Here is a 15,881-nt window from a genome sequence, read left to right on the forward strand (position 1 = left end):
TATTCTCTTCTCTCGGTAGTACAAACTTATCTGTCTTATATTGGGGCCATTTTAAGATATTCAAGCTTATCCTTTGATGTTTTAATACAGTAAGTGCTCTTTCAAAGCACATCCGTATCTTAACGAGCTGAATATTAACTGCGATTTGTCTATTTATAAAGACATATTAGTTTACCTATTAAGCTGACAATTCTGCATTTCGACTATAAATTAATTTAGGTGATTGCAACTGTTCGACAGTTTCTTTATCAACAAGTACTTTTTTTACATTATCCATTGATGGTAAATCATACATTGTATCTAACAATATACTTTCTACTATTGAACGTAATCCTCTAGCACCTGTTTTACGTTTCATAGCTTTTATGGCAATTGCCTCTAAAGCCTCTTTCGTGAATTCTAGTTCTACACCATCTAATTCCAATAATGCATTAAACTGTTTAGTTAAGGCATTTTTAGGTTCTGTCAATATATTGACTAAAGCATCTTTATCTAGTTCTGATAAAGTACCAATGACAGGTAGTCTACCAATGAATTCTGGAATTAAACCGAATTTGACCAAATCTTCTGCCTCAATCTGATCTAGTAATTCAGACTCTGTTGCTTTATTTTTGCTACTTTTTACATCTGCACCAAAACCAATACCTGTATTAGTAGAAACTCGATTTTCAATAACTTTATCTAAGCCACTAAACGCACCACCACAAATAAAAAGAATCTTCGAGGTATCAACTTGTAAAAATTCTTGTTGAGGATGTTTTCGTCCACCTTTAGGGGGAACAGAAGCAATAGTACCTTCGATAATTTTTAATAAGGCTTGCTGAACACCTTCGCCTGAAACATCTCGAGTGATAGAAGGATTATCTGATTTTCTTGAAATCTTATCTATTTCATCGACATAAATTATTCCACGTTGCGCTTTTTCTACATCATAATCACAACTTTGCAATAATTTTTGTATAATATTTTCAACATCCTCTCCTACATATCCTGCTTCTGTCAATGTCGTAGCATCAGCCATGGCAAAAGGAACATCCAAAAAACGAGCTAACGTCTCAGCTAATAATGTCTTCCCACTACCTGTCGGACCAATTAACAAAATATTACTTTTGCCTAATTCAACATCACTTCGATTAGAATAGCTACGTAACCGTTTATAATGATTGTAAACAGCAACGGATAACACCTTTTTAGCACGCTCTTGACCAATAACATATTCATCAAGATGGGTTCGAATTTCATGAGGAGTTGGCAATGGTTTACTTATGAATTCTTCATGAGATAGAAAATTTTTACTCTCTTCTTTTAAAATATCATTACACAAACCAATACATTCATTACAAATATAAATAGATGATGGCCCAGCAATTAGTTTACGGACTTCATGCTCACTTTTGCCACAAAAAGTACAATAGAGTAATTTTTCTAAGTTTTCTTTATCCACTTTTACCACCTATTTAATATTTAAGAACGCTTATTGTATATGGCATCAACTAATCCATATTCAACCGCTCTTTCAGCTGACATGAAATTATCTCGATCTGTATCTTTTTCAATCACACTTATATCCTGCCCTGTATGCATTGACAAGATATTATTTAATCGACTTTTAACTTGCAAAATTTCTTGAGCATGAATTTGAATATCGGATGCTTGGCCTTGAAAACCACCCAAAGGTTGATGAATCATAACACGAGCATTCGGTAGACAGTAACGTTTACCTTTAGTTCCTGCTGTCAAAAGTAGAGAGCCCATTGAACATGCTTGTCCTAAACAAATAGTACTAACATCCGGTTTAATAAACTGCATCGTGTCATATATAGCCATACCAGCGGTTACAACTCCACCAGGAGAGTTAATATATAAATGAATATCTTTTTCAGGATTTTCTGCTTCAAGAAAAAGCATCTGAGCTATTATTAGATTCGCCATATTATCTTCGACTTGTCCAGTCAAAAATATAATTCTTTCTTTTAATAGTCGTGAGTAAATGTCATAAGCCCTTTCTCCTCGAGAGCTTTGCTCAACAACCATTGGAATCACACTCATGCATGGTTCTAAAGGCATTTTCATCTCCTAATTAAACAAAATAGCCCAAACAGTTAATCCTTATTTGGGCTTTATAAAAATTTTTTTAATTAAATAAAATAACAAACTGCTTATGCAACTTGCTGATTCATTAATTCAGAAAACGAATAGGTTTTCTCTGTTACTTTAGCACTAGCTAATAATAAATCAACTACTTGATCTTCTAGTGCAACTGAACGGATATTATCCATTGCTTTCTTATCTTTACGGTAATAATCTACTACCTCTTTTGGATCTTCATAAGCTGTTGCAATTTCATCAATCAACGATTGAACTTTAGCATCATCAGCTTGTAATTTATTGCTTTCAATAATTTCACTAAATAGTAATCCAACTAATACGCGACGTTTAGCTTCTGCTTCAAATAACTCTTTAGGAAGATCCATTGCTTGTTTAGAATTACCACCAAAACGAGTAATTGCTTGTTGTCGTAACACATCAACTTCACGATCAACTAAAGCGGCAGGAACTTCTGTATCGTTATTTTTAACTAAATGATCAATAGCTTGTGATTTAATTTTATTACGAATTGTAGCATTAAGTTCACGTAACATATTTTTGCGTACTTCTGCACGTAAACTTTCAATAGTTCCATCAGCAATACCAAATCTTTTAACCAAATCTTCAGTAAGTTCTGGAAGTTCAAGCCCTTCAACTTTCTTAAGTGTAGCAGCAAATACCGCAGGCTTACCTTTTAAGTTTTCAACAGGATAATCTTCTGGGAAAGTTACATTGATATCAAATTGATCACCCGCTTTATGACCAATAATTGCATCTTCAAAACCAGGAATCATACGACCTTGTCCTAAAACAAGAGCAAAATCATCAGCTTTACCACCTTCAAATTCATTACCGTCAACTTTACCTAAAAAATCGAGAGTAACACGGTTTTGTTCTTTAGCTTCTTGTTCAACAACTTTCCAAAAACCTTGTTGTTTACGCAAAGTTTCAATCATTGTGTCAACATCTGCATCAACAACTTCGGCAATAGGTTTTTCAACTTCGATTTTATCTAAATCTTTAATCTTGATTTCCGGATAAACTTCAAACTCAACGGTAAAAGTATAATCTTCACCATTTTTATATTCTGTTGGAGTATATACTGGTGCACCAGCTGGGTTTAATTTTTCTTGAATGATAGCATCGATAAAATTACGTTGCATTAAATCGCTTAAAGCATCTTGTAAAATAGAAGCACCATAGCGTTGCTCAACAATTTTTAAAGGAACCTTGCCTTTACGAAAACCATCGATACGAACTTTTTTAGCAGTATTTAAAAGTTCTTTATTAACCGCTTTAGTGATATCTTCTGATTTAATTGTAATTGATAAACGACGACCTAAACCTTGTGTTGTTTCTACCGAAACTTGCATCTTTATACCTCGAAATTATTAAATATACTCGCTCATAATCATATTATAAACAATAATTGAGCTAATTAATTTTACAAAATAGGAAAGCATTATACCGACCGTAATCGGCTACGTCGAGATATTTAACTGCTTCTTCTCAAGTGCTTTCAAACGCTTATTCATTTCATCAATATGTAATACTAATGAAGCTGTTTTACGCCATACTTTATTTTGTTGTAATGGGATTCCCGATGAATATACACCTGGTTCAGTAATTGGGCGCATAACCATTCCCATTCCTGTCACTGTAACTTGATCGCAAATTTCCATATGTCCATTAATGACGCTAGCTCCACCGATTAGGCAATGGCGTCCAATCTTTAAACTACCAGCCATAATAACTCCACCAGCGACTGCTGTATGATCACCGATAACATCATTATGCGCAATTTGACATTGATTATCAATAATAACACCATTACCGATGACAGTATCATCTAAAGCGCCACGATCGATTGTTGTTGAAGCACCAATTTCAACATTATTACCAATTACCACTCGCCCTAACTGAGGTATTTTTATCCATTTACCTTTATCATTAGCATAACCAAATCCATCTGCGCCTATTACAGTTCCTGATTGGATTAAGCAATTTTCACCAATAACACAGTTATGATATATAGATATATTAGCCCATAGTTTAGTGCCTGCTCCAATAACTGTATCCTTACCAATAAAACAACCAGCACCAATACAACAATTATCACCAAGAATTGCACCACTTTCTATAACAGCATTGGGACCTATAGAAACATTTTTACCTAGTTGTGCAGTTGTAGCGATAATTGCTGAATCGGCTATATCTTCAGCAGGTAAAGGAGTAGTATCTAAAATTTGGGCTAATTTTGCATAACATAAATAAGGATCTTTTGCGACTAAAGCAGCTCCATTCCAATATTTAAGACTATCTTCTGTAATGACAACTGCTGTTGCACCACAGGTTGATAAATTATTTTCGAATTTCTTATCAGACAAAAAGGTGATTTGACCTTGCTTAGCGCTTTTCATAGATGCTACCCCTGTTATGATTAATTCACCATCACCGTATAAAGTAGCACCTAATTGTTCAGCCAATTGCTTTAAACGAAAAGCAAACATTATTTTTTAACCTTTTCCAAAACTTTATCTGTAATATCAACAGCATTTGAAGCAGATAGTGTAGCTTCAGCCTTTAATATCAAATCATATTTTTCTTCTTCAACAATTTTTTTAACTACTTCTTGGATTTCAGTTAATAGTTTACTCGCTTCTTCTGTTTCTCTTTTACGATAATCATTAGAAAATGCTTTAGCTTTATTTTCAAAATCAGAAATTATTTTATTTAATTTTGTTTTTTCAGAAGACGATAAAGTTAAACCATCTTTCTTTAAACGTGCTGCCGCATCATTAGCTTTCTTCTCTTCCTCTTGTAAGGATTTGGCTCTCGCCTCAAACTCTTTATCTAAAGCTTTACCAACTGTCTCTCTTTGAGGCATTCTTTGTAATACTGACATAACATCAATCACACCAATTTTAACTTCTGCATTTGCAATGCCAGCAAAAAATAATGCAAAACTAATTCCAAGAACAGATATAATCTTTTTCACTTTTATCACCTATATTTATATTACTTATTCACAACTTGGTATTACCATGTTGAACCTATATTAAATTGAAATTGTTGTGCTGAATCACCATTATATTTCTTAAGTGGTTGTGCGTAAGAAAATACCAATGGGCCTAATGGAGACATCCATTGAACAGCAAGACCCGCTGACATTCTAATATCCGATGGCGAACTATAATCAGGAATATTTTTCCCTTTTAGATCCCATTCGGTATCCCAAACAGTACCGGCATCAAAAAATACTGATGTTCTAATACTATCGGCATATTTTTCACTGGCAAATGGAGTAGGGACAACCAATTCTGTGCTGGCAAATGCTAGAGCATTCCCCCCGATAGCATCTTTAGATTTTTCACATCCCGATGTATCATTTAGAGTTCGACAACCATTTTTGTTAAAATATACCGCTTTAGGTCCAACAGTATTCGACTTAAAACCACGTAAAACGGTTGAACCTCCTGCATAGAAGTTTTCATAAAATGGTAACTCTTTACCACCAAATCCACCACCATAGCCTAATCGGCCACGAGCTAAAAATACCCATTTATGATCAAAATCAATCGGATAATAATATGAAGCATCACTCACCATTTTGTAGAATCTATTATCAAAAACTGGCGCAGTAGCTTTTAAATTAGCTGTAATCTTTAACCCATCTGTAGGAAAATAACCTCGATCTAAAGAATTATATGTCCAATATGCGCTTAATAATAAATCATTTGTATCATATGAGTATGAATTATCTTTATTTTTCATATTTTCACCCATTGATTCAAAATAGCGCCACATATTATATTGAGCCTTCATATCGGTTAATTTATGATTAGCATATTCTGTTCCAAAACGAACAAAATTATTTTCACTTATTGGAAAACCTAAATTTGCTGTAGCGCCCCAAGTTTTACTTGAATATTCTGACTCATCATCATCGCTATCAGTTTTATAAGTATTATAATAAACACTACCGCCTAAACTGACACCATCAACCGTAAAATATGGGTCAACAATCGATATTGATGCTGTTTTGTCATTGCTAGTAGTATTAATATCAAAAGAAACACTATTACCAGTACCTAACCAGTTATCTTGTGAAATACCAGCATTAAAACTAACACCACTATCAGAGCCAACACCAACACCAAATTTAATACTACCTGTATTTCGTTCGGAAACTTTATAGATGATATCTACCTGATCGTCTACACCTGGAACGCGTTCAGTATTTGCTTCAACATTATCAAAAAATCCAAGTCGATTTAAACGATCTTTTCCAAGTTCAACCAAGCCATTACTTAACCATGAACCTTCCATTTGACGAAGTTCACGACGAACGACACTTTCACTAGTAATTGTATTTCCGACAATCTTAATATTACGAACATAAAAACGTTGACCAACATCAACTAACACAATTAGCTTAACTGTATGCGATGTATCATCGATTTCAGGTTGAATAGATACTTGAGGATAAGCGTATCCAAAATTAGCCAATAAACGTTTTACTTTGTCTTCAATGTCTGTAATTTTTTTACCATTATAAAGATCACCTACAGTCAGTTTTTCTTTGGCTATTTTGGCTATTTCCTCTTTGTGCCCAGCAAAGTTACCTTTATAATCTAGTTCGGATAATTTATACTGTTCGCCTTCATGAATATTAATAGTTACATAAATACCTTTTTTATCTGGTGTTAAACTAACTTGTGTAGATTCGATATTAAAACGCGCATAACCTCGATTTAAGTAAAAACTTTGCAATTCATCTAAGTCGGATGCTAATTTTTGTTTTTGATATTTACGGTCACCAAGCATATTCCACCAAGGCACTTCATCACGTAATGTAAAACGAGAAATAAGTTCTTCAGATGAAAAAGCTTTGGCACCAACAATATTGATTTGATCAATTAATGCCGATTTACCTTCAGCAATAACTAATTTTAGATCAACACGATTTCGAGATAATGGTGTAACCACCGCTTTAATTTGAGCGTTGTACTTACCAACACTGTAATAAAAATCTTCTAAACCTTTTTCAATACCTGAAAGCATTGTTCGATCTAACGCATCACCTTCCCTAATGCCCGTGCTATCTAAATTTTTCTTCAGCATATCATCTTTAACAGATTTATTGCCGGAAAAAGTTATACTCGCAATAGTAGGGCGTTCAGTTACGTGTACTATTAGTCTATCACCATCTCTTGATACAGTAATATCATCGAAATTACCACTTGAGTAAAGAGATTTAATAATACGACCTAAGTCAGCTTCATTCACATAGTCACCAACTTGAATTGGCATTTCAAGCATAGCTGCACCAACAGTTACTCGTTGTAGTCCTTCAAACTTAATATCTTTAACTACAAAATCATCAACACAAAATGCATTGGAACTATATACTGCTGTAGTGCTAAACAGCAAAGATGCTATAAGTAAATTATTTATTTTCATCGTATATATTTATAACCTCATCCCATTACAATCGTAAAATATCATTAAATAGTGCAATTCCCATTATTACCATTAATAAAACAAATCCAATACGAAAAAAACGCTCTTGTGCTTTATTTGATAAGGCATTTCCTTTTATTTTTTCAAATAATAAAAAAAACAGCTGCCCACCATCTAACATTGGTAATGGAACAAGATTGATTACACCTAAACTTATACTAATAAAAGCTAGAAAATATAAGTAAGGAATAAAACCATAACTTGCTGTTTGCCCTGCGCTTTTTGCTATTGTTATTGGTCCTGATAAATGTTTAAGGCCAATAACACCTGTTACTAATTGATAAAGAGATCGAACAGTCAACTTTGTTGTTACAATAGTTTGCTCGACCGCTTTTTCAAATCCATCAAAAAAACTATACTGTTTAACTATTGAATCAGATGTCGGATAAAATCCTGCAACACCCTCTCCATTTTTATTTTTTGTTGGTACCAGAATTAAATTTATAATTTTACCATTACGATCCACTTTCAAAGTGATAATTTCAGCAATTTTTATTATATCAGCAAAATCATTCCAATTTGTATATAAGTGATCATTATAACTTATAATTTTATCACCAATTTGCAACCCTGCTTGTTCAGCTGCTGAATCTGTCACAATTTTACTCACAATTGGATAAATTTCCAACTGTTTAGGTATAAAACCAAAAGCTGTTATAGCAGAATCTTTTTCAATATCAAAATACCAATCTCTAATATCAACATTTTTACTGATTTCTTTTTGGTTACTATCACCATTAGAACTATTTATATATTTAACATTAACATTTTGGTTGCCTAACGCAGTAATTAATGCAATATTCACATCATTCCAACTATCAATTTTTGCATTATCTATCATTTTTAACTCTGAATCAGCTGGAATATTCAAGGTTGCAGCCGGGGTTAAAGGTATAACATTTTTGACTTTAACAGGGTACTCTACTACTCCCATCAAAAAGATAATCCAATAGATAAGCACTGCTAAAACAAAATTGGCAAATGGACCAGCAAATATAATTGCTGCTCTTTGCCACAATTTCTTTTTGTCATAAGCAAATTTTTCAAAATTAGGCCCTAATTCACTAGCTCGACTATCAAGCATTCTAACATAGCCACCTAGTGGAATCATAGCAATAACTAATTCAGTTCCACTTGAAAACTTACGCGCCCATATTTTTTTACCAAAACCAATCGAAAAACATTCCACCTGAACCTTACATAACCTAGCCACATAAAAATGCCCAAACTCATGTACAGTGACTAATATACTGATAGTAATAATAAATAACAACAGTGACCAGAGCAAAATCAATAACCTTTTAAAGTAAATACAAAGATAGTGCCGCAAACATTGGAACTGCCGCAGTTAAACTATCAATCCGATCTAAAATGCCACCATGCCCAGGTATTAGATTACCACTATCTTTAATACCAGCTTCTCTTTTAAACATACTTTCAGTCAAATCACCCAATACTGAAACCAAAATAGCCAATAACGAACTCAATATAAAGGTAATGAAACTCAATTGAAAATAACCAGTTAAATAAACAGATATACTAATTAAAATAGCAGATCCAACTCCACCTAAAAAGCCTTCTATCGTTTTACCAGGTGATACTTTTGCTGCTAATTTTCGTTTACCTAACGCTCTACCAACGAAATATGCACCGGTATCGGTGGCCCATACTAACACAAATACATATAGCAACCAAACAGCACCTGTATAAGCATTAAATGTGTAATTAATTGATCGCAGCTCAATCATACCTACAAAGAATGGGACCAGTGTAAAAAAAGCAAATAGTAATTTAATAAGCAATGAATTAGACCAGTATTTTGCTGAATTTGGATAACCAATAACCATTAAAAATGCAACTAACCACCAAATTATCGATAAACAAATTATATAATTGAATAATGTATATTTTATTAATTCTGTATTTGGAATTAGATAAAGAAAACTTAATAACATCACAACAGAAAATGTAAAAATAATTTTATTTACTGGTTTAGTCATAGCGAGAAAATTAGTCCATTCCCACGCAGCCAGTCCACAAACAACAATAATCAAATAGGAAAATAACGATAATGGTGCGAAAAATAGTGCAATAATTACCAGTGGAATAAGTATTATTGCAGTTAAAACACGGTAAATTAACATGAAAGTTCCTCATTTTGTACACTACCGAAACGTCGTTCTCTAGTGTTAAAAGTATTTATCGCTTCATCCAAAGATATTGGGTTAAAATCAGGCCAAAGTGTATCGGTAAAATATAATTCAGCATAGGCACTTTGCCATAATAAAAAGTTACTAATCCGAAATTCCCCACCTGTTCGAATAATTAATTCAACTTCCGGTAAATCACTCATGCAAATTATCGAACCAAAATAGTCTTCATTAATATCTTCAAGTTTTATTTTTCCTTCTAAAACTTTAGTTGTCATTTTTTTTGCTGATTCTACTATATCCCAACGACCGCCATAGTTAGCAGCAATATTAAGAATAAGACCAGTATTATTTTGTGTTAAACACTGAGCATTAATAATGAGTTCTTGGAGATTTTTATTAAATTTTGATATATCACCAATAATATTCAAGCGAACATTATGTTTATTCAAACTTCTGATTTCTCGATTTAATGCATAAATAAAAAGTGATATTAAAGCTGAAACTTCATTCAATGGGCGCTTCCAATTTTCACTACTAAAAGCATATAAGGTAAGAACTTTTATATTTATCTTTGCTGCATGTATGACAATTTTTCGCACTGCTTTCAAGCCAGCTCGATGACCAATTGTCCTTAATTGATTACGTTGTTGAGCCCAGCGACCATTACCATCCATTATAATAGCCACATGATTCGGAATGTATTTTTGCTGTATCATCTAAAATCTCGTTATATCTCAATCATGTTAATTATAATTTCGATAATCAACGGGTACCATAAACCACAATTGTTTTTCCATGTGCTGAAATTAAATGTTGGTCCTCAAGCATTTTTAAAATTCTTCCAACTGTTTCACGTGAACAACCTACAATTTGACCGATTTCTTGACGAGTTATTTTAATTTGCATGCCATCTGGATGTGTCATTGCATCAGGCTGTTTGGTTAAGTTCAATAAGGTTTGCGCAATACGCCCAGCAACATCTAGAAAAGCTAAATTACTTACTTTTTCTGATGTCACTTGTAATCTACTTGCCATTTGGCTAGCAAGTCGCATTAAGATATCTGGATTAACTTGAACAAGTTGTTTAAATTTTTTATAGGAGATTTCAGCCACTTCACAACTTGTTTTTGCTTTTACCCATGCACTACGCTCCGTGCCCTCTTCGAAAAGACCTAATTCACCTAGAAATTGATTTTGATTTAAATAAGATAAAATCATCTCATTACCTTCATCATCTTTGATGAGTACAGCAACAGTTCCTTTTAAAATATAATAGAGAGTTTCAGCTTTTTCACCTTGATGAATAAGGGTACTTTTAGCTGGATATTTATGAATATGGCAATGAGATAAAAACCATTCTAATGTTGTATCTGATTGCTGCTTACTAATCATTATTTTCCTCTCCATTGAATTAACTTCAATAACACTATAACAAAGTTACACAATAAATCATATACTCACTAAAACGATTTTAATCATTATTTAGTATATTTGATATCAATTGTTTGATGGATTTCAGACCAAAAAATCGCAGCGGAACCATTAATTAAATGAAGTTTTACATCATTTACTTTGTCTTCAAGGCTCTTTTCTTCCTCTCCATAATCTGTACCTTCACGTAATACGAAATACTCGATCAGGTTATTCAATGTATGTGGTTCAATTGCTTGCCAAGGAATAATCATTTTTATTTTTTATAGTCAATTTTATTTGTTACTTATCTCTTAAATAGCAATAATAAATAATATACCAAATATTATTTGATTGAAAATTATTTACTTTTTTTCAATTTAATTTGCTACTATATATTAATTCACATTTGTTGATTTAATAAAAAAACCACTCTGTTGAGTGGTTTTTTAATCTACTAATTAAAGATAAATTAGTTATTATTGTTATTATTGTTATTATTGTTACTTTGTTCAACATCAGCACTAACTTTAAGTTTAAAGCCTTGGATACCAGCTTTGAACCCACCTTGATCTTTATGCATCTCACTATATACACTATTGTGTTTTACTTCGGCATCTTTACTACCCAAGAAAATTGTTTTATGAGTAGCATCACTGCTGTCTAGACCTACCGTAACTACGTCGGTCGCTGTTGCCGGGTCATTACTACTTGAGCCATCATCATTGGTTACAGCAGTACCCTCTAACGTCCAAGTATATACGTGAGAATCAGTTTTATCTAAATCGCCAGCACTCCAATCAGGACTTGTTGCTGTAGAATGTTCATCTTTCTTCTCCCATACGGTTACAGTTAACTTATCACCATATTTAGGCGTTTTCTTAGCTAGTTCATCCGTTGTTTTAGGTGCTGCTAAGTTTACAGTCCAATCTACCTTACCTTCACTATCCATTTTGAAAATACCAATAGATGTAGCATCAGACTCAATCGGCCCTATTGGGTTGTCAGGATCTGTCTTACCAGGACCTTCATCACCACCACCAGGGTTGTCTGGTTTTTTGTCATCTGTTCCTGGATTTTTATTACTCCAAATATCAGCTATATTTAACCACTGGTTTGCATTTGGATTACCAAATTTAGTTTTTTCTTGAAGTTGTATACCTACTCTTTCAGCACCAGCCATTGATTGTGTAATTCTGAAGTAGAAATGTCCATTCTCACCAGTGTTATCTGTGGTAATAACAACATCATCAACTTTTTCCCAGTCAACTGTACTCCAACTCTCTCCTGCTTTTGGTCTAGATTTTTGAACCCAAACACTTACTGTTTTTCCAACTACGTTATCTGGATCCGTATCGCCATCAAGATCTTTTAACACATAAGAAATATGAACATAATCACCAACTACAGCTTTTTTATCCTTACCTTTAGCTACTGAGTTAGCAGCTGAATCACCAGTAATTTTAAGGGATACAGTATGTTCTACGGCATCATCTTTATCGCTTGAATAAATACTAGGAGCATTACCTAATATTGATTCCGCCGTAGTTGTAGGATTTAATCCTGCATAAGCACCACTTGCAGCGTAGCCGGCTAAAAATAAGCCTATTGCAATTTTTTTTACTGTTAAATTTTTCATGTTTAACTTCCTATTTTCTTTAATAAATTAATATGTTGTATTTATATAAATACACCACTTTTGTTGGTGTTCCCACATGATTATTTAAGATAAATCATCCTAAATAATCAAAACCTTTCAATTTTTAATTAACAATAACTTGTAGTTTAAAGCCTTGATCCCCTGCACATGCTTTTGGTGAGGCAGTTATTGGTTCCCATCTTACATATGAAGGCGCTTTTTCATCCTTATCTATACTTGTACCTAAATATGCATAACTATCTGTACTAATTGCTCTAATCTTATAATGTGCATTTTCCCCCATACTTACGTTAAACCATGGTCCATCAGGAGCATCTTGGAAGCTAGGTAAGACCGTCTCTGAATCAGGGCAAGCCAAATTATTAGAACCAACTAGAGACCATACAACGAATGGGTCAGGGATTTCGTTTCCATCTAGTGTATAAGCTCTGACAAAATATTCCTCACCCACTCTCCATTCGTTCGGACCATTTGGACTAAATACAAGATAAGAACCTTTTTGACTAGCCACTAATACATTATCACTTCGATAAACTTCAATTTTACCCGCTTGGCCACCACTAAAATAAACTTTTGCACGGTTAAAAGATTGATTATATGATTCTAATTTAGCAGAAAAATCCACTACACCTGTAATATTTGAAGCAACATCAATAGTGTAAGTATCACCAATCACTTCAGTGCCAACAGCCGTTGTCGCATTACTAGATAACTGCTGACCCTTCTTTACTTTTTCAAATGATTTAACAATTACACAAGGATCTTGTGACGGGCAAGCTTTTATATTCCCAGATGTTCCATCAATTAAATTCACTGATTTACCATTACTAGTTGCTGTCCATATGTTTGTAACCGATGATTCAAATGTACTAGCAATACTATCCATTAGTTTGTCATCAGAAAAGCCTACATAATCATCAGCTAAACCTCTATTACTTATTCCATCTTTTGGCATTACTAAAGTTGCTAATACTGTCACTGCACTTAGACCATCAGCTGGAGCCTCAACTTCAACACTGTGTTTACCAAGTTTATCAATAGCCCAAACGCCAACTTTACGAAGTTCCGTGTTTGGTAACACTTCAAACGAAACAGAATTAGATGTTGCGGATTTACCGCTATTATCTGTAACAGTCACAGATAATGAATAAACACCATTAGTACTTACAGGTTGTCTTTGTCCATTTACATCTAAGTATCTAGGAGCGACAATCTTCCAATTATTAATATCATTTGCGGGATTAGCCCATGAAGAAGATATACATGTACCAATGGTAGAGCATAAGAAACCACCTCCATTGTCTATATCTTGCATATTACCAGACCATTCTAAATTAGCCACTCCTTTGGCATTGTGAAGTCCTATAGTAATATTAGATATTGAGCCTTCTATCAATTTAACTGATTCTAAGCCTAAATCGACAGTCATTCGTTTATCTTTATATTCAAGAACTATATAGTTATTACGATCAACTAAATCATAGCGACTGCCTTTTAATGAACGTGCTGTCTGTACCATATCTGGATCTAGTTGGTCTTTTAAAGGAGTACCGATACGGTAATTCATAGTTAATTCTGCAGTTGTTGCTTTCTTGTTATCTTGTCCTCGTTTATGTTGAGCTTTAATTGTAAATAAAGGAACTGGAGTGTAATCAAAGCCAACAGTTACAGCTCTAGGATCTTTTTGTAAGTTATCTTTACCAAATAATGCAACTTTATCACCAAAATATTGTTCATACATCAATGATGCGCCTAGATGAGGATATTGCGGTAAATAGCCCTGAAAACGTATATCAAAACCTTTAGCAGCCCTTTCTAAGTAATCATCAAAATCTCTTGAATCTTTCCAGTCCGATAAAGGATGATAATAGTTAGCTGCAAATTTCATGTAATCGCTCCATGCCTCTGCACCAATACCTAATCGATTATGTGCACGTTGAAAGTCATGATCGAAGAACACATTATATCCAAGTAACCATTTCTTATCAGCAATATCCCAACGTTGACCAATACCAATATTACCTATGCGACGATTATGTTCATATTCTTGGAATGAAATTTGGCTAAATATCAACATATCCTCGGTGTCAATCCAAGGACTAAATAATTTTAAATTTACGTTGTTAAATTGACCTTTATCACTTAAGTCAAACTGTAATTGTGCCGTACCGAAACGCCCTAAAAAATCTTGTGCAGCATTACGAACTGGATCAACCACTTGAGATTTAACACCATTTCGTACATAACTTTCAGCATAGTCTTTACCCTTATCCTTTAAATGGCCTGATATACCACCATTGTCTGAAGAAGTTATCTTTTTCCAATCTTGAGTAGAGAGTGTTTGTAATGTTGAAGCAACTTGAGTAGCTAAAGCATCTTTATCTTGTTGTACGTTATAATTATTATCAGAACTTAGTTTAGGTAAATTAGCATGTTTATCTTGTTTATCATTATCAATCTTAATAGCAGGTAATAAAGGAGAATTTTCAGGTAAAACTAAACGCTCACCAACGTCTACAACATCTTTTTTATCAAGACGACCAGCATTCATCGCACGTAATTCAGAAATAGAAATACTACTCAACAAAGCAATTTGGTAAAGACTACGCTGCTGATTGTTAATCATTTCTCGAGCTTTAGTACCATTTTTTAATTCTATTATTTTATTGCTATCGATAGCATTCGAAGATGCATCCGGATCACTAGCATAAGCACTATGCAATCCTAAAATTGCGATTACGAAAGCTGAGATAATTTTTAAATTAAGACCATTTCTCATCTTAATTATTCCTTATATTCCCTAGACAAATTTAATAATGATATTATAAGTTTAATTATTACAACTTTGTCATTATTGGTTGTGATTATTCATCAATTTTTTAATTAATTTCTATGTTTTTAAATCACTTTTTTATTATATTAAAACTTCTTTACAAAAAAGAAAATTTAATAGGATCATATTACAAAAAAGTCATTTATCAAAATATTTTATTATTTTTTTTGACTTTTCTTTGTAAAGATATTTTTTTTTGTTATTTATCATTATA

Annotated in this window: 13 protein-coding genes; all 13 read right to left on the reverse strand. The window is 33.2% G+C overall.

From position 1 onward, the window contains the following. Positions 1–178 precede the first annotated feature (178 nt). Complete coding sequence (gene clpX / locus B6C99_RS06430) at positions 179–1,444, reverse strand: ATP-dependent protease ATP-binding subunit ClpX (RefSeq protein WP_173795334.1); 1,266 nt, start codon at positions 1,442–1,444, stop codon at positions 179–181. A gap of 20 nt (positions 1,445–1,464) precedes the next feature. Further along, positions 1,465–2,067, reverse strand: a complete 603-nt coding sequence (gene clpP / locus B6C99_RS06435; protein ID WP_294882269.1) for an ATP-dependent Clp endopeptidase proteolytic subunit ClpP — start codon at positions 2,065–2,067, stop codon at positions 1,465–1,467. Between the two features lie 92 nt (positions 2,068–2,159). Then, entirely contained in the window at positions 2,160–3,461 is a 1,302-nt protein-coding gene (gene tig, locus B6C99_RS06440) for a trigger factor (RefSeq protein WP_086359090.1), read from the reverse strand. A gap of 108 nt (positions 3,462–3,569) precedes the next feature. Further along, a complete protein-coding gene (lpxD, locus tag B6C99_RS06445; RefSeq protein WP_086359091.1) occupies positions 3,570–4,598 on the reverse strand; it encodes a UDP-3-O-(3-hydroxymyristoyl)glucosamine N-acyltransferase in 1,029 nt (342 codons plus the stop codon). Then, positions 4,598–5,086, reverse strand: a complete 489-nt coding sequence (locus tag B6C99_RS06450; protein WP_158092450.1) for an OmpH family outer membrane protein — start codon at positions 5,084–5,086, stop codon at positions 4,598–4,600. The genes lpxD and B6C99_RS06450 overlap by 1 nt, the downstream gene beginning before the upstream one ends. 41 nt (positions 5,087–5,127) lie before the next feature. Continuing rightward, positions 5,128–7,551: an outer membrane protein assembly factor BamA gene (gene bamA, locus B6C99_RS06455; protein ID WP_086359093.1), complete on the reverse strand. Its 2,424-nt coding sequence runs from the start codon at positions 7,549–7,551 to the stop codon at positions 5,128–5,130. 25 nt (positions 7,552–7,576) lie between these two features. Beyond that, entirely contained in the window at positions 7,577–8,899 is a 1,323-nt protein-coding gene (rseP, locus tag B6C99_RS06460; RefSeq protein WP_158092451.1) for an RIP metalloprotease RseP, read from the reverse strand. A 13-nt stretch (positions 8,900–8,912) separates the two neighbouring features. Next, entirely contained in the window at positions 8,913–9,755 is an 843-nt protein-coding gene (locus B6C99_RS06465; RefSeq protein WP_086359095.1) for a phosphatidate cytidylyltransferase, read from the reverse strand. Continuing rightward, positions 9,749–10,480, reverse strand: a complete 732-nt coding sequence (locus B6C99_RS06470) for an isoprenyl transferase (RefSeq protein WP_086359096.1) — start codon at positions 10,478–10,480, stop codon at positions 9,749–9,751. Before B6C99_RS06470 ends, B6C99_RS06465 begins: the two co-directional genes overlap by 7 nt. A gap of 46 nt (positions 10,481–10,526) precedes the next feature. Continuing rightward, entirely contained in the window at positions 10,527–11,156 is a 630-nt protein-coding gene (gene crp / locus B6C99_RS06475) for a cAMP-activated global transcriptional regulator CRP (RefSeq protein ID WP_371265827.1), read from the reverse strand. Positions 11,157–11,242: 86 nt separating this feature from the next. Then, on the reverse strand, positions 11,243–11,449 hold the full coding sequence (locus tag B6C99_RS06480) for a YheU family protein (protein ID WP_086359097.1): 207 nt from the start codon (positions 11,447–11,449) through the stop codon (positions 11,243–11,245). Between the two features lie 197 nt (positions 11,450–11,646). Then, a complete protein-coding gene (locus B6C99_RS06485; protein ID WP_086359098.1) occupies positions 11,647–12,813 on the reverse strand; it encodes a hypothetical protein in 1,167 nt (388 codons plus the stop codon). Between the two features lie 124 nt (positions 12,814–12,937). Next, on the reverse strand, positions 12,938–15,613 hold the full coding sequence (locus B6C99_RS06490; RefSeq protein ID WP_086359099.1) for an inverse autotransporter beta domain-containing protein: 2,676 nt from the start codon (positions 15,611–15,613) through the stop codon (positions 12,938–12,940). Positions 15,614–15,881 lie beyond the last annotated feature (268 nt).

It is taken from the genome of Gilliamella sp. N-G2 (genome assembly GCF_002142215.1).
GTDB lineage: Bacteria > Pseudomonadota > Gammaproteobacteria > Enterobacterales > Orbaceae > Gilliamella.